At 67.5% G+C, this 21,559-nt stretch carries 19 protein-coding genes; 13 read left to right on the top strand and 6 right to left on the bottom strand.

The window, feature by feature from the left end; genetic code table 11:
- Positions 1-47 precede the first annotated feature (47 nt).
- A complete protein-coding gene (locus tag ACNS84_RS07915; RefSeq protein ID WP_435074301.1) occupies positions 48-1,271 on the bottom strand; it encodes a hypothetical protein in 1,224 nt (407 codons plus the stop codon).
- A gap of 258 nt (positions 1,272-1,529) precedes the next feature.
- On the opposite strand from ACNS84_RS07915, the gene ACNS84_RS07920 reads away from it, so the two are divergent.
- Complete coding sequence (locus ACNS84_RS07920) at positions 1,530-2,855, top strand: right-handed parallel beta-helix repeat-containing protein (RefSeq protein ID WP_435074302.1); 1,326 nt, start codon at positions 1,530-1,532, stop codon at positions 2,853-2,855.
- Positions 2,852-4,777, top strand: a complete 1,926-nt coding sequence (locus ACNS84_RS07925; protein WP_435074303.1) for a COG1361 family protein — start codon at positions 2,852-2,854, stop codon at positions 4,775-4,777. Before ACNS84_RS07920 ends, ACNS84_RS07925 begins: the two co-directional genes overlap by 4 nt.
- Before the next feature lie 196 nt (positions 4,778-4,973).
- Here ACNS84_RS07925 and malA read toward each other — a convergent pair whose 3' ends face one another.
- The 4 genes from malA to fmdA all read right to left on the bottom strand — a co-directional run bounded on the left by malA (position 4,974) and on the right by fmdA (position 11,425).
- A complete protein-coding gene (malA, locus tag ACNS84_RS07930; protein WP_435074304.1) occupies positions 4,974-6,953 on the bottom strand; it encodes an alpha-amylase MalA in 1,980 nt (659 codons plus the stop codon).
- A 185-nt stretch (positions 6,954-7,138) separates the two neighbouring features.
- Positions 7,139-8,212, bottom strand: coding sequence for an aldo/keto reductase (locus tag ACNS84_RS07935; RefSeq protein ID WP_435074305.1), 1,074 nt, complete (start codon positions 8,210-8,212; stop codon positions 7,139-7,141).
- 144 nt (positions 8,213-8,356) lie between these two features.
- The gene (locus ACNS84_RS07940) at positions 8,357-10,036 is read right to left on the bottom strand and encodes a TCP-1/cpn60 chaperonin family protein (RefSeq protein WP_435074306.1); all 1,680 of its coding nucleotides are present in this window, start codon (positions 10,034-10,036) and stop codon (positions 8,357-8,359) included.
- A 117-nt stretch (positions 10,037-10,153) separates the two neighbouring features.
- Positions 10,154-11,425: a formamidase gene (fmdA, locus tag ACNS84_RS07945; RefSeq protein ID WP_435074307.1), complete on the bottom strand. Its 1,272-nt coding sequence runs from the start codon at positions 11,423-11,425 to the stop codon at positions 10,154-10,156.
- Positions 11,426-11,606: 181 nt separating this feature from the next.
- Between fmdA and ACNS84_RS07950 the strand changes: the two genes are divergently transcribed.
- Positions 11,607-12,509 (top strand): acyltransferase, encoded by a 903-nt coding sequence (locus tag ACNS84_RS07950; RefSeq protein WP_435074308.1) that lies wholly within the window; start codon positions 11,607-11,609, stop codon positions 12,507-12,509.
- A 69-nt stretch (positions 12,510-12,578) separates the two neighbouring features.
- On the opposite strand, the gene ACNS84_RS07955 is transcribed toward ACNS84_RS07950, so the two are convergent.
- A complete protein-coding gene (locus ACNS84_RS07955; RefSeq protein ID WP_435074309.1) occupies positions 12,579-13,235 on the bottom strand; it encodes a helix-turn-helix domain-containing protein in 657 nt (218 codons plus the stop codon).
- Between the two features lie 211 nt (positions 13,236-13,446).
- On the opposite strand from ACNS84_RS07955, the gene ACNS84_RS07960 reads away from it, so the two are divergent.
- The 10 genes from ACNS84_RS07960 (at position 13,447) to ACNS84_RS08005 (ending at position 21,537) form a co-directional block, all read left to right on the top strand.
- Complete coding sequence (locus ACNS84_RS07960; RefSeq protein WP_435074310.1) at positions 13,447-13,626, top strand: hypothetical protein; 180 nt, start codon at positions 13,447-13,449, stop codon at positions 13,624-13,626.
- Positions 13,627-13,715: 89 nt separating this feature from the next.
- Complete coding sequence (locus ACNS84_RS07965) at positions 13,716-14,783, top strand: sensor histidine kinase (protein WP_435074311.1); 1,068 nt, start codon at positions 13,716-13,718, stop codon at positions 14,781-14,783.
- A 202-nt stretch (positions 14,784-14,985) separates the two neighbouring features.
- Entirely contained in the window at positions 14,986-15,477 is a 492-nt protein-coding gene (locus ACNS84_RS07970) for a redoxin domain-containing protein (protein ID WP_435074312.1), read from the top strand.
- Positions 15,478-15,546: 69 nt separating this feature from the next.
- Positions 15,547-15,891, top strand: coding sequence for a HalOD1 output domain-containing protein (locus ACNS84_RS07975; protein ID WP_435074313.1), 345 nt, complete (start codon positions 15,547-15,549; stop codon positions 15,889-15,891).
- Between the two features lie 123 nt (positions 15,892-16,014).
- Positions 16,015-16,608 carry a DJ-1/PfpI family protein gene (locus ACNS84_RS07980; protein ID WP_435074314.1) on the top strand — a complete coding sequence of 198 codons (594 nt, stop codon included), beginning with the start codon at positions 16,015-16,017 and terminating at the stop codon, positions 16,606-16,608.
- A gap of 19 nt (positions 16,609-16,627) precedes the next feature.
- The gene (locus ACNS84_RS07985) at positions 16,628-17,431 is read left to right on the top strand and encodes an Nmad3 family putative nucleotide modification protein (RefSeq protein ID WP_435074315.1); all 804 of its coding nucleotides are present in this window, start codon (positions 16,628-16,630) and stop codon (positions 17,429-17,431) included.
- A 245-nt stretch (positions 17,432-17,676) separates the two neighbouring features.
- Positions 17,677-18,630, top strand: coding sequence for an ABC transporter substrate-binding protein (locus ACNS84_RS07990; protein ID WP_435074316.1), 954 nt, complete (start codon positions 17,677-17,679; stop codon positions 18,628-18,630).
- A 3-nt stretch (positions 18,631-18,633) separates the two neighbouring features.
- Positions 18,634-19,494: an ABC transporter ATP-binding protein gene (locus ACNS84_RS07995; protein ID WP_435074317.1), complete on the top strand. Its 861-nt coding sequence runs from the start codon at positions 18,634-18,636 to the stop codon at positions 19,492-19,494.
- Positions 19,491-20,792, top strand: a complete 1,302-nt coding sequence (locus tag ACNS84_RS08000) for an ABC transporter substrate-binding protein (RefSeq protein WP_435074318.1) — start codon at positions 19,491-19,493, stop codon at positions 20,790-20,792. The genes ACNS84_RS07995 and ACNS84_RS08000 overlap by 4 nt, the downstream gene beginning before the upstream one ends.
- Complete coding sequence (locus ACNS84_RS08005) at positions 20,758-21,537, top strand: ABC transporter permease (RefSeq protein ID WP_435074319.1); 780 nt, start codon at positions 20,758-20,760, stop codon at positions 21,535-21,537. Before ACNS84_RS08000 ends, ACNS84_RS08005 begins: the two co-directional genes overlap by 35 nt.
- Positions 21,538-21,559 lie beyond the last annotated feature (22 nt).

Consider the following 21,559-nt stretch of genomic DNA (forward strand, 5'->3'; position numbering starts at 1 on the left):
GCTGGCGTCCCGTCTCTTGGGGTCACATCGACTTCCTCCTGAGCACTTCAGACGACGTCGTAGAGACCCATGAACAGCGAGTCAGTTTCGAGCGATCGCGTGTCCGTCCCGTAGGACGTCCACATCATGACCTGCTTGTCGATCTTGGCCCACGCTGTCCCGGGGTCGACGTCTGAGATCAGCAGCGCCATGTCCGCGCCTCCCTCGATTGCGGCCCGCTCGACGCCGGTCACCAGGGCCTCGAAGGCGGCCGCGTCGTCGGCGACGAGGTCGAGCACCCACGCTTCGAGCGTGTCCTCGGTCTCGGTGAGCGCGACCGGCGCCGCACCGACGACGGCGCCGTCCCGCCTCGCCGTGACGACGCCGAGCAGTCGCGGGTGGGCGAACAAGTGACGGAGGTCGTCAGCCTCGCGGCGAAAGGCGAGTTCGTACTCGGCCGTCGCCCGGTCGTACAGTGACGTTACCGATTCGACGAGGTCCGCCCCGGCCGACCGCTCGACCCGGACGTCGACGTCTGCGTCGCCCGCGTTCTCGGAGGCGACGCCCGGGAAATTCCCTCGCTTCGGTCGACCGGACGGTATTCGACGGCGGACGCTGTCGCGGAGCGAGTCGGCCCCCGCCGCCTCGACCGCGGCCGTGATCGCCCACTCGGGGAGTGGGACCGGAACGGACCACCCTGCCTCGGTCGTCGGCTTGCCGAGCAGGCGGTCGAGCCGGAGCGACTCGCCGCCGGACCTGAGCGTGGCCCGCCCGCCAAAGCGGTCGAGGAGACCGGCCGCGGTTCCGTCTCCGTCCAGGACAAGTCCCGCGTAGTGGGGTATCACGGCCGCGGGCGAGAGCACCCGGAGGTAGAGCGGAAGCGTACGGTACTTCCACCCACGGTCGAGGCCGACCTCGAACGGGATGTGGCCTTTTCGGGTGAAGATTCCGCAGAAGTCGCTACCGCGCTCCGAAATCTCCGACTCCGTCGCGTCGCGAACCGTCGAGTAGAGCCCCTCGCCGCGGTGGCTCTCGGCGACGCAGGCATCGCCGCAGACGTGACAGTTGTAGCCGCCGCTTGCCCCCTCGATGGTGCGCTCGAACATCCCCCGGAAGGCGGCGAGTTCGCCGTTCCGAACGACGTGGTACCCTGTCGCCGGCTCGATCCCCGGCCGGTCGTACTTCCAGCGTAGGAACGCCTCGTCGCCCCAGTTCCCGAACGCCTCGCTCAGCAGTTCGAGCAGCGCGTCGGCGTCGGGAAGCCCGCGAACGACCTCGTACTCGTCCGTCATCGGTCTCGCGCTCCCATCGTCGGCCGCCGTCCGAGGAACGGTCGGCTCATCTCGCTCGCGTGTCGGTAGACGTCACGACGGCGGGGCGTTCGGGACCCGCGTCGACGAGGTGTTCGGGACTCGCGCCGGCGTGACTGAAAAGCGTCGACGGCATATCGTGTTGCGTGTTCGTTCGCTCACGCGAGACATTGTTATAGACTCTGTTATTTCTGGAAGCGAGCTAATAACAATTCACACTACTGCCGATATCTTCCTGTAATGGATACTGAATCAGGCGGGGAGATATCGCGCCGAACAGCACTTCTGAAAGGCGGTCTCGTGGTGGGGGGGACGGTGCTCGGATTGTCCACCGCCTCCACGACGGCCGCCGAGCCGACGGAGGTCGACCGATGCGCGTCGCTGACCGAACCGGGAGAGTACGTCCTCACCGACGACATCGAGACGGACGGTGACTGTCTCACCATCGGACCGGGAGTCACGCTCGACGGGAACGGTCACACGCTCTCCGGCGACGGCTCGGGGATCGGCCTCTCGCTCGACATCGGCCGCGACGAGCGCGCAGTCGTGCGCGACCTGCGGATAACGAACTTCGGCGCCGGCGCTGCCGTCGGCTCACCCAACGGCGAGCTCGCACTGGAGAACCTCTCCGTCACGGACAACACCGTCGGGATTCGCGGCGGGCCGAAAGGGCGCATCGAGATCCGGGACTCGGTCATCAGCGACAACGAGGTCGGCGTCGGCCCCGGAGAGGGCGCCCGACTGTCGATAACGGAAAGCACCCTGAGCGGGAACAGCGACGCGGCGGTGTCCACCGATCTGGGGCACGTCACTGAGCTGAGACGCAGCACCGTCAGGGACAATGGCACCGGAATCGAGTCCGGTGGAGGGACTTTCGTCGACAACACCGTCGCCGACAACGACGGGTTCGGTCTCCGACTGATCGGCCTCGTCGCGCCGGCGGACCTCGGTTCGGCCACGGTCGTCGGCAACGACATCCGAAACAACGCCGGGCCGGGGATCGAGTTCACCTCCTGTAGCGGGGCGGTTCGAGCGAACACGATCACCGGCAACCGGATCGGAATCGCGCTGTCGGGCGTGACCGACGACTTCGGCGACGCCACCCCTGTCTACGAGTTCTCGCGAAACGACATCGCAGGCAACGAAGAGTACGGGGTCCAAAACGCGTCGGACCACTCCGCCGTCGCGTCCTGTAACTTCTGGGGCGACCCGACCGGCCCCGTGGCGGAGGCGAACCCGATCGAGGACCCGGCTGGCGACGCGGTCGACGGCGACGTCGAGTTCGTCCCGTGGGCGGTCGAACCCGTCCGCGGCGGCGACCCGGTTTGTTTCGGCGGGCAGACGGTCGGCGACAGCTCGGGGCAACCGACCGACCCTGACGGGGACGGTCGCTACGAGGACGTTGACGGCGACGGCGACGTCGACACCGACGACGTCGACGCCCTGTTCGCGAACCGAGACGACGACCTGATCCGACGCTACCCGGACGCGTTCGACTTCAACGACGACGGCACCGTGGACGCCGTCGACGTGCGGCGGCTGTTCACGGAGGTGTCGAGCCGATGAGCGCCGCGTCAGCGACCCTGACCACGAAAGCCGTCGTCGTCCTTCTGACGGTCGCGGTGGTCGGCGGTGCCGGCGTCGGCGGAGCCATCACCGGTGTCGGCCCCACCGGCGGCTTCGACGTCCCGTTCGTCCAGCAGGCCGATCCCGCCCCGGCTCCCGAGACGCAGGTCCACCTCCGGCCGAGCGACTCCACGGTTCGGGTCGGCGAGACGGCGACGTACGACGTGGTCGTCGAGAACGCGTCCGGCGGCGTCGGCGACCACGCCGCCGTCGTCAGCGTCGGCGATCCGGGCGTCGCCTCGATAACCGACGCCTCGCTCCGCGGGAACCAGTCCGACGAGGCCGCCGGCGTCTCGATAGCCGCCGACGGCTCGTCCGCGAACCTGACAGCCGGACCGATGGACATCGCGGAGAACGGCAGTGTCGTCGTCGCGACGGTCACGGTCCGCGGCGACGCTGCCGGGACCACCGACGTCGGACTTCGCGTCGACGGACTCGCCACCGAGGCCGGCGACCCGTACAACGTCACCGACGTGCGCGGCGCCTCGATCGCCGTCGAACCGAACCCGGACCCGGCGGCGTTCCGAGTGTCGAGGCTGAACGTGTCTCACAACGTCACTGAGGGCGAGCCGTTCAACGTCTCCGTCTCGGTCACCAACGACGGCGACCTGGAAGCGACCCAGACGGTTAGGTACGAACTGGACCTCGACGGCAACGGGAGCCTCGACGACGGGACGGTGGCCGCCCGCGAGGTGACCCTCGCGGGCCACGACCGCGAGACGGTCACCTTCACCGAGGTGAACGCGACCGATCTCGGCGCCGGGTCGCATGTCCACGGCGTGTTCACCGAGGACGACTCTGTGACCGGAGTCATCGACGTCGAGTCCGCCGCGCGGTCGACCCGCGCGCCCGCGACCGCCGTGCGACTGCTTCCGAGCGGGGCGCCGATCGACGCCGACGCCCCCGACGCCGCCAGCGCGACGGTCGACGCCGGCGAGACGACGACGTACGACGTGATGGTCGTGAACGCGTCCGGCGGCGTCGGCGCACAGGAGTTCCGTGTCGCGGTCGAGGACCCGACTCACGCCACGATTAGGGGCGCCTCCGCGTCGGGCGGGGCGTCCGACGCGACGACCGAGATCACCTTGGTCGACGACGGGCACTCTGTGAACGTCACGGCCGCGCTGACGGACACCGTCGACAACGGGACCGTCACTATCGCGACCCTCACGATCCGCGGTCACGCCGTCGGGACGACCGACATCGACCTGCGCGTCGACGCCCTCGGGACCGAAAACGGCACCGCCTACAACGTCACGGCGGCGGAGGGCGCCTCGGTCACAGTGGAGAGCGATTACGGCGGCGGGTCGACGTCGGCGGACGACGCGGACGACTCGATCGACGACAGCGCGTCGTTCACCCGTAACGACATCAGCCGGGCGAAGTACAGCGTCGACTTCGCGAACCTCGGCAGCGAGACGTCCGGGGAGGTGCAGGCGATCTACAACCGGCAGCCGTTCGCCGGCGACGCGGCTCCCGGCGAGATTGACACCCGCGACGAGATGAGCGAGGCCCGGTACAACGTCTCGTTCTCGGACCTGGATCGCGACGCCGCGATCGAGGTGCAGAACGCCTACGACGCGCAGTTCGGCGCGCTCCCCTCGGATCCGGCGTACACCCGCGACGACATTAGCCGAGCGAAGTACGACGTCGCCTTCGCGGACCTCGGCGCTGAGCGGGCAGGTGAAGTGCAGGCGATCTACAACCGCCAGCCGTTCCCCGGCGACGTGGTCCTCGGTGAGATCCGGACTCGCGACGAGATCACCAACGACCGGTACGGCCACGACTTCATCGACCTGAGCCGGCAGACCACGATCGACATCCAGAACGACTACGACGCGCAGTTCGGCGACGGCGAGTAAGCTCCACCCGCGCGTTCTCGCGAACCGGCTCGCGGCCGCCGGCGTCGCGAGGAGTTTATAAGACCCAGCGAGTAACGTCGATTGTGGTGGCCGTGACGACGTGTTACCCCCACTGAGCCCCTTGTGATGAGGGTTTTCCACCGAGCCACCACTTCTCAACGCAGTGTCTGCCCCGGTAGGGACAGGGAACACGGCGCTATCCTTCCGCTTCGAACACCGCGACGTCCTCGACGGTGAGCCCGGATTCGCTGGCACGGGACTCCTCGGAAAGGAGATCGGTCGCATCGACGGTCTCATCGATCCCGACGGTCGCCGCCTCCTCGCCGAAGTTGAGCAGGACGACGTACCGGTTCTCCCCGCCCGCCCGAGCGAACGCGACGACCGCTTCCGAGTCGGCTTCGTAGTCGATCCGTTCGAGGTCGCCGCTCGGGCCGAGCGCTGGGCGCGCCTCCGTGACTCCTATCAGATCGTCGTACTGCGAGCGGATGTCGTCGCGGGCGTGGTCCCACGCGAGCGCGTCGCGGTTGCCCCGCTGCCCGAGCTCTTGGCCCCCGTACAGCATGGGAATTCCCGGGAGCGTGAACAGCGCGCCCGCGGCGGCTGTCGCCGCGGCGTCGCCGCACTCGACGATGTACCGCGTCTCGTCGTGGTTCTCGAGATAGAGCATGAACGCGGCGTGGTCCGGAAACCCGGAGCGCGTCCGCCCCTCGACGGCGTCGAGGATCGACTCGGCGGGCTCGTGGCCGTTGCCGACCTGCCTGAGCATGAAGTAGAGCGTCGTATCGAAGTGGACGTCGAACATGCCGCCGTGGAAGTCGGCGATGTACGGGATCGTTTCGTCCAAGAGGAGGAACTCGGGGTCCTCCCGTTTGACACGGTCTCTGAGCTCCTTCCAGAACGACTCGGGCACCGCCCACGCCATGTCACATCGGAAGCCGTCGGCGACCGCCGCCCACGTGTCGACCGCGTCGAGCAGGTGACGACGGACGTCGAGCGTCGTGAAATCGAAGTTCGCGATCAGCTCCCAGTCGAAGTACGTCCCGGGTTCACCGGACTCCTGCCACTCGTACCAGTCGCGGTACGGCGACTCGGGGTTCCCGTACGCCGACTGGAAGTGCGGATGGTCGCGCGCGGAATGGTTCAACACGAGGTCGAACAGCACCGACATCCCTCGCTCGTGGGCCGCGTCGACGAACGACTCGTAATCGTCGCGGTCCCCGAGGTCGTCGGCGATCGAGAAGAAGTCGACGATGTTGTACCCGTGTGGCATGCCGTCGTGTTGGAGGACCGGCGTGAGCCACAGGCAGTCGACGCCGAGGTCGTCGAGATAGTCGAGACACCCTTCGAGCGCTTCGAACGTCGTCTCGGCGTCGTCGTCGTCGGACGTGTAGCCGCGGACGTACACCTCGTATATCGTCGCGTCGGTCGCCCACTTCGGGGGGTCGTTGAGGCGCCGCGTCGAGAACGTCGCTTCGTCACCGTCTCCGGACCGCTCGACGCTGACCGCGTCCGGCACGCTGTAACTCGCGTCGACGGCGACGGCGTGGACCCGAACCCGGTCCGGAACGGCGTCGACCGGCACCCTGAGTTCGCGGCCGTCGACCGTCGCCTCGGCCCGCGACACGTCGTCGCGGTCGTCCAACAGGAACTCGACGTCGAGGTTCTCGGCGTCTGTCTCGGCGTCGGGATGCGGGCTCGGCGTCGCTTCGACGACGATAGTTTCGTCCGTGACCCGCGCGTCGAGCCGGATCCGCGGTCGACCGCCACGGTGCTCGCCCGACTCGTCGAGCGCTCCCGCGCCGGAGCCGGATCCGCTGACGCCCCCGCTTCCGAGCGACCGCGCGGAGCCGCTTTGCCCGCTGTATCCGCTGTTTCCGCTGTACCCGCTCTCTCCACTCCTCCGTGCGGGTCCGGCTCCCTCGCCGGTCGGTCGTCGGTCGGCAGGGAACGCGCGGACGGTAAGCGACGACTCGTCCGACGCTTCGAGGGTCACGGTGTACGTGCCCGGCACGTCGGGAACGAAGTCTTCGACGGGCTCGTCGCCCACGACGGCTTCGCTCGCGGCCGGGGCGTCCGTGACCGTCCACCGGTAGGTCGCTTCGGGCTCCGGGTCTCGGGGTGCCAACTGGACGACGTCGCCGACGGCGACGAACCGTGGGGGGCCGGGATGATTCATGTTAGTACCTGAACACTCGGGGGCGTTCGTTTTATGTTTTTGGCATGTTCAGCATGAATATAATAGTCGTTTCAGATATTCCGTGAACGGACGGACGTCGAGCGATGGTCGCGGTGAAAGTAGTCGTAACCGGACCGAACCGGCTGTTGTCTTGCGCTCTCGACGCGAAACGGGTGGGTCCTCGCTCAGTACGACGCGGCGCGCTTGTCGAGGCCGGCGGCCTCGATATCCTCGCCGTCGACGGAGGTTCGGAGAACGTCCATTCCGTCGTCGCGGCCGATGTCGAAGTTCCGGGCGTACAGTTCGTCGACGCGCTCGTACTCGGCCTCGGAGAGCGGCGGGACGTCGCTCGCGGCGCTCCATTCCGCGATGTCGTTGGCGTCGCGGAACGTCGGCGTCACCGACGCGACCTCGTCGTGCGCGAGCAGCCAGCGGATCGCCGCCTGCGCCATCGTCCGAGTCCCCTCGGCGTGCTCGGGTGATTCGAGGAAGCGGATCGCCTCCACCTTCTCCCAGCCCGTCTCGTACCACTCCTGCGGTCGGTGCGAGCGGTGGTCACCGTCTTCGAGGACGGTATCGGGGGTCACCTGCTCGTTGAGCAGACCGGAGGAGTGCGGGACGCGGGCGATGACCGAGGTGTCCGACCCGGTCTCGCGGATGGTGTCGACGAAGTGACGACCGGGCTCCTGTTCGAAGAGGTTGAACACGGTTTGGACCGCGTCGAACTCCTCGTACTCGACGGCGGCGTCGCCCTCGGCGAGCCAGCCGATCGATGGGCCGAGCGCCCAGCCGAGCGCGCGGACGCGCCCGTCGCTCTTCCACTCGGCGAGGAGGTCGCGCACCTCGGGAGTGACCTCGTCGACGTTCGCGTTGTGGAGTTGGAGCACGTCGACGTAGTCGGTGTCGAGCCGGTCGAGCGAGCGCTCGAACGCCTCTGTGAGGTACTCCTCGTTCAGCTCCTTCGGCAGTTCGCCGTGGCCCGCCTGCGGGTTGTCGTAGAAGTCGTAGCCGATCTTCGTCGACAGCGTCACCTCGTCGCGGCGGCCGTCGATCGCCCTCCCGATTATCTCCTCGCTGTCGCCGTGACCGTAGACGTCGCCGGTGTCGAGGTAGGTGACACCCGCGTCGAGCGCCGTCTCGACCATCTCGACCGCCTGTTCGTCCGAGCGGTCGCCCCACCAGTCGGTGCCGACGACCCACGCGCCGAAGCCGATCTCAGAGACGTCGACGCCGGAGTTCCCGAGTTCGCGGTGCTGCATACCCCGAATTGGAGATCGGGACACTTAGCGAATGCGGTCTCGCTCACGCGGTGGGAGCGCGGCCGGGTGCTTTTATACATTCGTCCGAGTGCGACCCCGTCGCACGGTCGGGTGACCGCCCCGACCGCGAGCGACGACGAGCGGTCAGTGGCTCAGCGCCCACGGGTAGCCGCCGTGGTCGTGTCCACCGCCCGATCCGTGTCCGCTATCGGACCCACGTCCGCCCCCGTCTCCGTGGTCGTGTCCGTGGTGGTCGCCCTCGGACGCTCCCTCTCCGCTCGACGTCGCAGCGAGCGTCTCGTCCACGCGCAACACCAGGTTCGCGGTCCGCACGGCGGTCTCCAGACACCGCGCGGGAACGGCGACCGGTTCGACGACTCCGGCGTCGAACGCGTCTCGGACAGCGCCGGACGTGTCGATCCCCGCCGTCACCCGTCCGTCGTGGTGGCGGGCGCGGAGCGCGGTCACCGCGTCTATCGGGTCCGCTCCCGCGTTGCGCGCGAGGGTCCGCGGGATCACGGTGACCGCGTCCGCGAACGCGTCGAGCGCGAGCGCCGCGCGGTCGTCGACGCCGGCCGCCGCCTCGGCCACCGCGCGGGAGACGGCCATCATGGGCGCGCCGGCGCCGGGGACCACGCCGCCGCCGCCCGCGGCGTGGCGCGCGACGGCGACGCAGTCCGACACGATCCGCTTCGTCTCGGCGGCGACGTGCGGAGTCCCGCCGCGCAGGAGGAGCGACTCGTGCGACTCACCCGGGAGGTCCGTGAACGTCACCGCGGTACCTCCGCCGACGGACCGGCGTCGGACCGCTCCGACCGAGCCGAGCGCGTCTCGGGTCAGGTCGGCCGCGTCGGTCACCGGTGTCGCACCGGCCGCACGGGCGATCGCGTCGAACTCGTCTCGCCGGGTGCGCTCGACCGGGAGCACGCCGGTGCCGATTAACTCGGTCCGAAGAGCGTCGTCGACGGACCGCTGACAGACGAGTACGTCGACGTCGCGGTCGGTCACCGAGCGGACCATAGCCTGGCCGGCCGCCCGCTCGTGATCGCGGATCGTCGCGAGCCCGTCGGCGTCTCGGACCGACACCGTTCCGTCGCCGCCGTCCAGCGGGAGCGTCACCTCGCCGTCGACGAGCGCGACCGTCGGATCGGCGAGCGTTCGGCGGCCGCGCGCCCCGACGTCGTCGACCGTCGTCGACGACTCGTCGACGTCGACGAGGATTCCCTCGATGCGCTCCGAGTCCGCGAGCGCGCCGCCGGGGTACGCGTGAAGCGTGAGCCGCGCCGCGTCGAACTCGACCGATCGCAGGGCTCCGACGCTGAGATCCGCGAACCGCTCCGCTGCGGCCTCGTCCCAGCGGCCGGTGACGGCCGTCGCCGCCGCCGCTCGCACCCGCGGATCGTCCGGGTCGACCGGCACGCTGAGTTCGCGGAGCGCCTCGCGCGCGTGATCGATCGCTCGCCCGTACCCGTCCACGACGGACACGGGATGTAGCCCCTCCTCGATGAGGCCCTCCGCCGCGTCAAGAAGTTCGCCGACGAGCAGCGCCGTCGTGGCGGTTCCGTCGCCAACGCGGCGCGCGTGTGACCGAACGGCGTCTCGCACCACGCGACCGATGGGTGCGTCAATCTCGATGGCGTCGAGCACAGTTGCGGCGGTGTTGGTCACGACGACGGTTCCGCTTCGGTCGATCACCATCTTGTCCAACCCGTTCGGGCCGAGCGTGCTCTGGAGCGTGGCCGCGATCGCCCGGGCCGGGTCGGCTCCGGGCACGCGGCGGGGGTCAGTCGTCGATTCCTCGGTCGGTGTCGTCGTTGGTGGCATTTCGGATCAGGTCGGCTCTCAGATCGCCTCGCATTCGCTGGCGCGGTTCGCGTTCCGACGGGCCCACGGGGAGCCAGCGGACCGAGACGGTCCGCCGGCCTCGGTCGCCTCGGTCGATCACCCGAGTGGGTCGTCGGTGACGAGGAGATCTCCGCGATCGGCCCGGTTGTCAAGGTTCCCGGGCGAGATATCGAACTCGAAGACGCCCTTCGGCACCGCCAGCGTCGAGCACGCGTTCGGCACGTCGACGACACCGCTCTGACGCCCCTCGGCCGGGACGGTCCCGAGGATGTGCAGGGCCTGCTGACCCGTGTATCCGAACTTCTTGAGGTAGTCGATCGCCTGCAGGCACGCCCGGCGGTAGGCGGTGTGCGAGTCGATGTAACGCTGTTCGCCGTCCTCCGTCACGGAGTAGCCACAGAACGTGATGTAATCCTCGAAGTTGGGGCCGCGGTGGCCGGGCTCGAAGATCGGGTGATCGACGCCGTGTTCTTCCATGCCGTTTTTGATCACGTCGAACTCCAGGTCGGCGTACCCCGCCATCTCGATTGCGCCGCAGAAGGTGATCTCGCCGTCACCTTGCGAGGCGTGGAAGTCGCCGAGCGCGAACTTCGCTCCCTCGACGTAGACCGGGAAGTACACCGTCGACCCGATAGAGAGGTCCTTGATGTCGTGGTTCCCGCCGTGTTCGCGCGGCGGAACGGTTCTGGCGGCCTCCTGGGCCGCCGCCTCGGCCTCTTCCGGGTCCATCTCGCCCATCTGCGCGCCCTCCGTAGTCGGCGGGTTCGCGACGCCCGGCTCCGCCTCGCCGGTCGGATGATTCGGGATCGAACTCGGGTCGGCCTCGTGTTTGTCGATCAGCGCCTGTTCTCGCTCGTTCCACCTCTCTAACAGCTCCTGACTCGGCGCACAGCCCGCGAGTCCGGGGTGGATCTTCCCCTCGTAGCGCACGTCGGGGATGTGTCGCGAGGAGACGGTGTAGCCGTTGAGGTCCCAGATGGACTTCGCGGCGACCGGGAAGTGGTCGGTGAGGAAGCCGCCGCCGTTCTTCTGGGAGAAGGTCCCGGTGAACCCGAACTCCGAGCGGTCGTTCAGCGGTCCCATGTCGTGGAACTCGACTTTCAACAGATCGCCCGGTTCCGCGTCCTCGACGTGGACGGGGCCGGCGAGGTAGTGGACCTGCGAGAGGTCGACGTCGCGGACCTCGTTGGGGTCGTCGTTGTCGGTTATCTGGCCGCCCGTCCAGTCCAACGCTTCCAGGCGGATCGTTTCGCCCGGTTCGGTCTCCACGACCGCCGGGATGTCCGGATGCCATCGGTTGAACGGTTTGGCCGTCGGCTGTTCGTCCGGCGGACTGTCGACGTCGACCTCGAATTTGACTTCTGGCATATGGTACCGTGCAACAATACAGAAAACTGAAACAAAAGTGTTGCTGTGACAATATGTATATTGCAATAACAGGTCTGTTGCCCGGGGCGCGTCGCCAGCGCGGTACCGCCGCGATGTCGCGGTCGGTGCGTGCGAGTTGCACAACCGAATCCCTTTGAGGGACGACGACAAAACACAGCCGATGACAAAGCGACACGTGTCCCTGCCCGACGGCGCGGAGGCCGGGGTCCGAGGATTCATCGACGAGGTGGATGAGCGACTCTCCTCGGACGAGGACACCTGTAACGTCGTTCGCGACGTGCTGATCGACCTCCACGGCGACCGCGACAGGTGGGAGGCGTGGCAGGACGGGGACTCGGTGTCGAGGGCCGAGCGCGTTCGCCTGCAGGGGTACGACCCGTGCAACGCGACGCTGGAGTCGGAGTACTACGCCGAGAAGGACGAAGCGAAGTTCCAGCGCTCGAAGCACCTCCAGTGGCTCTGGCGCCAGTTCGACGCCACGCCGATGGCGGACAACGTCGACTTCGCCCTCCGATTCCGCCAAATGCTCGGCAACCACCTGTTCGCCGAGTGCGGTGACGACTGCCGCTTTTTTAAGGGAATCTCCGTCACCTACGGCCACAACATCGAGATCGGCGACAACGTCGTGATCCACGACGGCGTCCACCTCGACGACCGCGGGAAGCTGACGATCGGTGACCGCGCCTCCATCTCGGACGGCGTCCACCTGTACAGCCACGACCACGACCTCGTCGACCAGACCGAGGTCCGCAACTTCCACACCATCGTCGAGGACGACGCGCGCGTCACCTACGACGCGATGGTGCGGGCCGGCTGCCGCGTCGGCGAGAACAGCGTCGTCGGCGCCCGTTCGGTGGTGCAGGGCGACGTTCCGGACCATCACGTCGTCGTCGGCTCGCCCGCCCGAAGCGTCCGCGTGAAGCCGGGATGGGAGACGGTCGCCGACGAGTTGGACGACGGACGGCTCCCCGACCGACAGGACGAGCGCGAAATCGAGTACGAACTGCCTGTGGACATCGATCGGTTCGACGAGTTCCAGCGCGATCTCCGGCCGCCGAACTGAGCGCTCGTCGGGCGCGATCTCCAGCCGCCGAACCGATAGCCGGGTGGGAGGAAGGTAGGTGCGACGCGGCTACTCGTCTAGTTCGTCGACCAACAGCGTGTTCTGCACCAGCGTGGAGATGCCGCGCCGGAGACGTTCGGTGACGGCCTGATCGGAAATGCCGAACGAATCCGCGAGTTCTTGGGTAGCTATCTGCCTCGGGAGCGAGTAGTAGCCGCCCTTGACGGCGGCCCTGAGGGTCTCGCGCTGCGGGGACGTCAGCCCATACCAGGGTCCCGCGTCGGGCTTCGTGGGGTTGTAGATGCGCTCGATCGACACGTCGATGTCCTCGTGGAGGTAGAAGTCCTGAAACGCCGAGAGCGCCTCGTGGCTCGGGAACCTGAGTTCGAGCCCCCACGTGTCGGCGGTTCCGGCCGCGCTCAGCAGCACCGCGTCCAGATCGAGGATTCGCCGCAACAGCGAGGCCTCCGAGGGATCCCAGTCTAACGCGTACAGCGTCTCGTCCTCGTGGGTGTTGACGAGCGTGATATCGTTGACCGACGGGTGCTCGCGGACGGAGCTCTCGAACGTCTCCCGCGCGTCGTTCCGGATTCGGACGAACGGGGTAGGTCTCCCGCCCAGCGGGACCATCGTTTCCAGCGTGAGCTGCGTCGGCTCTTCGACTCGGAGGATCTGTCCCAATTCGAACGCCGCAGATGGAATAGTCAACTCAACGATAACGCTCATTAGATACAGCCCCGTTCTGGCGCAAGCGCGTTAAACACTCCGTAGGGAGCTTCTACGGGAGCGCGATTAACCTTGGTGTACCATGCGTTTCGGTGGTGTTATCACGTCAGAGGACCTATCAAGAATCGTAGAGACAGGCGACTGCGGTCTCTGTTTGTGTGGCGGCGAGTCCCGCGACAGCGTCGTATCGCAGTCGATTGTACGTTTCACCATGACAACTGATGACACATCCGACGACGAGATATCGAGTACAGAGGAGTTCGAGGTCGCCCTCGGTCGGGTGCTCCATGACGCCCTCGAGAGCGGCGTCGACCCCCGCGGAACGTGGGAGTACCGGACCGGCGGCACGGGTTCCGACATGGAAGTCATGGTGGTCGAACTGGCGGACTGACGCCCGCGGGGCCGCGTCGCTCGGTGCTGATTTAAGTACCTTGGTAGGCCAGTCCGAAGGGACTGGTAAGGGGAGCGTAATCGTTTCTTATGACGGACGCCCTCGATCCTCCGACGGACCCCCACGATCCTCCGACGGACGCGTCCGAATCGGGAGACGCCGTCGCCCGTCGCCTCCTCGAAGGCGTCTCCACGCACGCCATCTTCATGTTGGACGCCGACGGAAACATCGTCACGTGGCCGGCGCCGGCGACGGCGCTCTACGGGCACGACGCGGCGGCGGTCCTCGACCGGCACGTTCGGATGCTGTTCGCCGACGACGAGGGCGAGGCGGACTCCGACTCGCTGCCCGGGGACTTCTTCGAGGAGCCGAGCGAGGAGTCGGTCGAGTTCGAACACTGGCACCGGCGCGCGGACGGCTCCGTCTTCTGGGGCACCCTGACGCTGTCGCCGCTGTGGAACGGCGTGTTTCGCGGGTTCGCGGCGATCAGCCGGGACACGACGGAGACGAAGGAGTACGAGCGGATGTTAGAGCGCCAGAACGACCGCCTCAAGGAGTTCACCGACATCCTCGCGCACGACCTGCGGAACCCGCTGAACGTCATTGAGGGGAACCTGACGCTGTACGAGGAGACCGGCGACGAGGCGCACCTCGAAACGATCGACGACACGACCGACCGGATGGCGCGGCTCGTCGACGACCTGCTCCGCGTCGCGCGACAGGGGAACGTCGTCAGCGACCCGGAGCCGACCGACATCGGCGAGGTCGTCGACTCGGCGTGGGCGGGACTGAATCTGGGCTCCGACGCGACGCTCCGCTACGAGACCGTTCGGTCGGTGAGCAGCGACCCCGACCGGCTCCGCGAGCTGTTCGAGAACCTCTTCCAGAACAGCGCGGACCACGGCGGCGACGACGTGACGGTTCGCGTCGGTCCGCTCGACACCGGCTTCTACGTCGAGGACGACGGCCCGGGAATCGACGCCGAACACAGGGAGGAGGTCTTCGATCACGGGTTCACCACGAGCGACGGCGGTCACGGGTACGGGCTCTCTGTCGTTCGAACCATCGTCAACGCCCACGGGTGGGACGTCGTGGCTGTCGCCGCGGAGGGCGGGGGAGCGCGCTTCGAAGTGACCGGCATCGACTTCCTCGGCTGACGGCGACGCCGGCGGGCGCGTCCCGCGCTACGGTCGAACGGGGCAGCGGGGAATGCGCGTCGGACGACCGCCGAGCGCGTGTCCCCCAGTCTCGACGCGAATTACTCGGAAATTCGACACAATTCGGGATAACCCGGGGTCGGTATAAGTTCCATTATTCACCACCCCGAAACAGTATCTCTCGGTAAGCCGAGATTAACACATGAGCGACGCAGAGGGAGGACCCTTCGATTTCACGTTACCGGGAACCGAAGGCGACGAAATCAACAAATACCGATTGAGCGACTACACGGACGGCGGGGCGGTGGTGCTCGTGTTCTACCCGTTCGATTTCAGCCCGGTGTGTACCGAGGAGCTCTGCGGGATCCGGGATGCCGAGTGGCTCTCGTTCACCGAGAACGTCGACGTGTTCGGCATCTCGCGGGACTCGTGTTACGCGCACAAGCGGTTCATTAAGCAGTACGACCTCTCTTTCCCCCTCCTGAGCGACACGGAGGGAGAAGTCATCAGGAAGTTCGACCTCGTGTACGACGAGTGGGAACACCACCGGGGGGTCCCGAAGCGGGCGCTCGTAACGCTCGACGAGTCGCACGAGGTCCGCTACAGATGGCAGACCGAAGACGCCTACAACAGTCCCGACATGGACGAACTCGAACAGACTGTGCTCTCGTTGGTTGACGAGCCGGTCCGATGATCCCCCCGAGCGTCCGGCGTCTGCGCGTCTCGGTCGTCGGCTCCGACCGGCCCCCGGACGGTGAGTCGGATGCCTGACCGATCCGACGGTGCCCCGGTGACGCTCGGGCGGAACGTCCGTTGGAATCGGGTCGCGCAGCGGCTGTACGACCCCGAGGACGACGGCGAGCTCGCGAGGGCCATCGCGTTCGCCGTTGCAGACGGCGAGGGCGTCGACCCGACCGACCTCTCTCCCCCGCTGTACGAGGTCATCGACGCCGACGGCATCGAGCAGGCGTTCTTCGGTCCCGAAACGACCGGGAGCGCTCGGGATGGGACGGCGCGCGTCGAGTTCCGCTACGCCGAATTACTCGTCAACGTCGGAAGCGACGGATGGGTCCGCGTCTACGAGCCGACCGAGCCGGGACGGGCGTGAGCCGCCGTCGCCCCGCGTCGGCGCCCCGCGGTCCGCGACCCTCGCCGGCTACCTCGTTTCGTGGTAGCGCACGTCAGTATCGTTATTTACCAGCAGCGCGTACGTCGGCGTGGTGTTGAACGCATGACAGGAAAGCGAATACTGATGATCGTCGGCGACTTCGGCGAGGACTACGAGATCATGGTGCCGTTCCAGGCACTGCAGGCGGTCGGGCACGAGGTCCACGCCGTCTGTCCGGAGAAAGAGGCGGGCGAGCGCGTCAAGACCGCGATCCACGACTTCCGCGGCGACCAGACGTACCTGGAGACCCGCGGCCATGACTTCGAACTCACCCACGGACTCGACGCGGTCGATCCGACCGAGTACGACGCGCTGGTCGTCCCCGGCGGACGCGCGCCCGAGTACCTCCGCGGGTACGAGGAAGTGCTCGACGCGGTGCGGCACTTCTTCGAGGCCGACAAGCCCGTCGCGTCGATCTGCCACGGGCCCCAGATCCTCGCGGCCGCGGGCGTGCTCGACGGTTACGAGATCACCGCCTACCCCGCGGTCAGGCCCGAGGTCGAGGCCGCCGGTTGCTCATGGGTCGACGGCGTGACGACCGACGGGAACCTCGTCACCGGTCAGGCCTGGCCCGACCACCCCGAGTGGATCGCGCAGTTCCTCGACCTGCTCGGGACCGATATCGACCACGAGCCAACCGCCGCCGCGGCGGACTGATTCGCCCGGACCCGTTGTAATGGCCGACCCCCTCGCCGTCGCCGTCAACGTCGCCGCCAACACGAACCAGCCCGGATTTCGGGGACCGGTGTACCCCGACGGTTCGTTCGCGTACGTGCCGATTCCCGAATCGGCGGCGACGCTCCCGCGCGAGCGATTTCCGACCGACGAGCCGCTTCCGACGTACGCCGACCTCGACCTGCCCTTCGCGGTGCCGGCCGACCTGCGCGAGACGCCGGTCCACATGGATCCGGAGTTCCCCGGCGTCCACGGTCGCGCCCGAGCCAGTTACGGCGACCCGCACGGCGTGAAGGCGAGGCGGATCGCCGGCCTCGGACCGGGCGACTGGCTGTTCTTCTACGCGACGCTGTCGCTGCGACCGCACGGGTGGGGCGGGCCGGGCGAGGTGGAAGACCACAGTGAACCCGAGCGAGACGAATTCGACCCCGACGGCGACCTCGCGCCTGACTGGGGCGCGTACCTCTTCGCGGGGATCCGCGTTGAACGAGTGCTGGCGGTTGGTGACGACAGCAGGGGTGAGAGCCGCACCGTCGACCGAGACGCGGCGGCCGCCCTCGCACCAACGAACGCCCACCTGAAGCGCGACCCGTTCGACGCGCGGGTCGTCGTCGCCGGCGACCCGGCCGCCTCGGGGCTCTTCGAGCGCGCCGTCCCCCTGAGCACGCCCGAGGCGGGCGCGGACGCGAACCGCCTCGTCACAGCGCTCTCCAGCGACTCGGGGAGGGGCCCGTGGTGGCGACGACCGATGGCGTTCGACGCCGAGGCGACGGCAACCCTGTTGAACCGCATCGAGCGAACCTGAGACGCCATTTTCTGGTGCCGGCGGAGGTATGAACAAATGTTGCTGGTACACCGAGTGTGAACCCTTCTCGTCCGAAAAATACAGGCTGCCGGTAGCGGTGCTCTCGCGGCGATTCACCGTCGTTTCTATTACTATCTAGCGACCGAGCCTGCGTGGCCGTCGCAATATTTGCACAAAAACGGTTTCCCCGCTCATCCTTGTCGGTTTCGGGAGCTATACCTTACAATAAAACCAAGAAGCATTTGATGTCAGACCTCAATGTCTCCCACGAATACTTCACGTGGAGACTGGTGCAGGACGTCGCAGAGGAGAACGGGTACTTCGAGGACGAGGGCGTCGACGCCGACCTCTCGTACTTCGCGCCGGGCACGCAGGACTTCGAGGGCGAGAACGCCTTCGACGCCGACTGGTGGGACGATATGGACGAGGACGGCGGCACCCACGGCGTCTGCGAGTGGAACGCGATTCAGGAGGTTTCCGAGACCGACCGCGACATCGTCGGTTCCTACAGCGAGTGGGATCGTGTCGTCTTCGTCGACGCCGCCGACGACGCCGAGACCATCGACGATCTGCGCGGTCGCTCCGTCGGGATCAACAAGTACGCCACTTCCTTCTACTCGATGCGAGAGATGCTCGAGAACGAGGGGTTCGAGGACGACGAAATCGTCTTAGAGCACGTCGGCGAGGCCGAAGACCGCTTCGACGCCGTGAAGAACGGCGAGGTCGACTCCATCGCGGTGCTGGAGCCGTTCGTCACGCTCGGCCGCTACGACGAGGAGCTGAAAGAGGTGTTCGACGGGCCGTGCCGCGCCGCCATCACCACGCGCGAGCAGCCCGACCCGGAGAAGCTGGAGGGGTTCCTCGCGGCGCTGAACCGCGCGGTCGCCGACATCAACGACGACCTCGAGGGATACACCGACCGGTACGTCGAACTGTTGGCGGACGAGGCAGCCGACAAACCCGCCTTCGACGACGTGAACTTCGAGCGGCTCCGCGAGGAGTTCGAACTCCGCGAGTTCCTCCCCGTGCGCGCCCCCGACGAGAAGCGGATCGACGCGACCACGGACTGGATGCGCGGCAAGGGGTTCGTCCCCGACGACGCCGACATCGGGACCGCCGAGGAGCTCGAGAACGACAGCGTGCTCCCGGACGACGAGGACGAGTCCGAGAAGGACGAGCCCGAGGCGACGGCGGACTGATAGATGTCCCTCGAGTCTCGTGCGCCGACGACCGACGGCAGCGGTGAGGGGTCGGACTCCGCGTCCGCAGTCGGAGCCGACCCCGGCGACCCCGGCGACCCCGACGACGCCGGCCGCGGCGCGACCGACGCGGCGCCGATCGTCGCCAGCGACCTCACGAAGCGGTACGACGAGACCCTCGTCTTCGACGGGCTCGACCTCGACGTCGCCCCAGGCGAGGTCTGCTGTCTGCTCGGCCCGTCCGGCTGCGGCAAGACGACCCTGCTACACCTGCTCGCGGGACTCGAAGACCCGACCGGCGGCCGCGTCGAGATCGACGGCGAGTCGGTGACGGGACCCGACTACCGGTGGGGCGTCGTCTTCCAGGACCCGCTCTTGTACCCGTGGCTCTCGGTTCGCGAGAACGTCGCGATCGGACCGCGGCTCCGCGGCGAGGACCCACGCCCCGACCACGTGGACGAACTGCTCGAACTGGTCGGGCTCGACGGCGTCGCCGACGCCGACACGTCCGACCTCTCCGGCGGGATGGCGCAACGCGCGTCTCTCGCGCGCACGCTCGCGAATGATCCCGATGTGTTGCTGCTGGACGAGCCGTTCTCTGCGCTCGACCAGCTGACGAAGATGGAACTGCAGGACGAGCTGTTGCGGATCGTCGACGAGCTCGACGTCACCGCCGTGTTCGTCACGCACGACATCGACGAGGCGGTGTACCTCGGCGACCGCGTCGCGATCATGGGACCGGTCCCCGTGGGCATCGAACACGTCGAGCAGATCGACAGCGAGACGCGCTCGCGGGACGACGACGCGTTCCTCGCGGAGCGGGCGTCGACGTTCGAACGGCTGGAGGCGGTGGGACTCGAATGACGCACGATCATACGAGCCACGACGTCGACCCCGACGTCGCTGCGAGCGCGCGTGAACTCACCGGCGGCGCAGGGTGGCGGAACCCTTCGGCGAAGGCCCGTACGAGCGGGCTCTCGCGCCGCGAGTTCATGAAAGAGTCGGGGCTGGCGTCGCTCGCGGCGGCCGGCGTCGGCTCGACTGCCGGCTGTCTCGGTGACGGCGGCGACGCCGGCCCGCCGACCGCCGAGATAGGGTACCTCCCGATCACCGACGCGGCGCCCCTGTTGACGGGATACGCCAACGACCACTTCGCCGACCACGACGTCGACGCCGCGGAGCCGACTCTGTTCCGCGGCTGGTCGGACCTCGCGGAGGCGTTCCTCTCCGGCGAGGTCAACGTCGCTCACTTCCTGATGCCGATGACGGTGTGGATGCGCTACGGTTCCCAACTGGACGCGAACGTCAAGGTCGTCGCGTGGGACCACACGGACGGCTCCGCGCTGACGGTTCAACAGGACATCGGCGAGTGGTCGGACCTTGGCGGCGGCACCGTCGCCGTCCCGTTCTGGTACTCGATCCACAACGTCATCCTCCAAATGGGGCTCCGCGAGCACGGACTCACGCCTCGGACGGACTCTTCGGCCGACGAGGTGGCGGACGACGAGGTAAATCTCGTCGTGACGCCGCCGCCGGACATGCCTGCGGCGCTGGAGAACGGCTCCATCGAGGGGTACATCGTCGCCGAGCCGTTCAACGCGATCGGCGAACTCGACGCCGGCGGGAAGATCCTACGATTCACCGGCGACGTCTGGCGCGAGCACGCCTGCTGCGTCGTCGTGATGCGCGAGGAACTCGTGGAGTCGCAGCCGGAGTGGACGACGGACGTGATGAGTGGGCTCATCGACGCCCAGCAGTACCTCCGCGAGAACCGGTCGGAGGCCGCGCAGCTGCTCTCCTCGGAGGGGAGCGGCCTGCTTCCGCAGGGGCCGGAGCCGATCGACCGCGCACTCACCCACTACGACGAGCACGAGCCGTACCGTGAGTCGGGCGCGATCCGCAACGCCGACTGGGATATCGACCGGATCGGCTTCTACCCGTACCCATACCCGTCGTACACGAAGGAGCTGATCCGTCGCATGCGCGAGACGCGCGTGGAGGGCGAGGACGCCTTCCTCGATGACGTCGATCCCACGGCGGTCGCCGACGACCTCGTCGCGTACGACCCCGTTCGCACAGCGCTGGAAGCGGCCGGCGGCCCGCCGGCGTTCGACGTTCCTGAGGAGAATGGCTACGAGAGACAAGAGACGATACGGTTCTGAGCTGATCGAGGGGGCCGACCGCCTGCTACCGTCGGTCGGGATCCTCGGCGGTCTCGCCGTCTGGTGGGCGGTGACGGCGCTCGGCAGCGGCATCATCACGAACTTCGCTCCGACGACGACGTTCGCCGTCCTCTCGGATCTCGTCGTCTCGCCCGCGTTCTACGAGCACGTGCTCGTCAGCGTCTCCCGGTTCGCAATCGCGCTCGGACTCTGCCTGATGGTCGGGCTCCCGATCGGGATCGTCGTCGGGTACTTCAAGACGGCCGAACGCGCGACGACGGTCCTCTTCCAGTTCATGCGGATGATCTCGCCGCTGGCGTGGTTCCCGATCGCCATCATCGTCTTCGGCGTGGGGACTCAGTCGGCGGTGTTCGTGATGTTCATGGCCGGCCTCTGGCCGATCGTGTTGAACACCGCCCACGGGATCGCGACCATCGACGACGACTGGATCACGGTCGGCGAGTCGCTCGGCGGCGACACGCGGGCCCTGCTCCGCCGGGTCGTCGTCCCCGCGGTGATCCCCGATATGCTCACGGGGATCCGCCTGTCGATCGGCATCCTCTGGATCATCCTCGTTCCCGCGGAGATGCTCGGTGTCAACACCGGTCTGGGGTATCTCATCTTGGACGCCCGCGACCGGTTCTCCTACGCGGAGATACCCGCCATCATGCTGGTGATCGGTTTCATCGGCTTCTGGCTCGACCTCTCCGTCCGCCGGCTCCACGCCCGGTGGAACTGGGGATAACGGGACTTCCCGTTCCCTCGCA

This window comes from Halorubrum wangae (genome assembly GCF_051194135.1).
In the GTDB taxonomy this organism is placed as follows: Archaea; Halobacteriota; Halobacteria; order Halobacteriales; family Haloferacaceae; genus Halorubrum.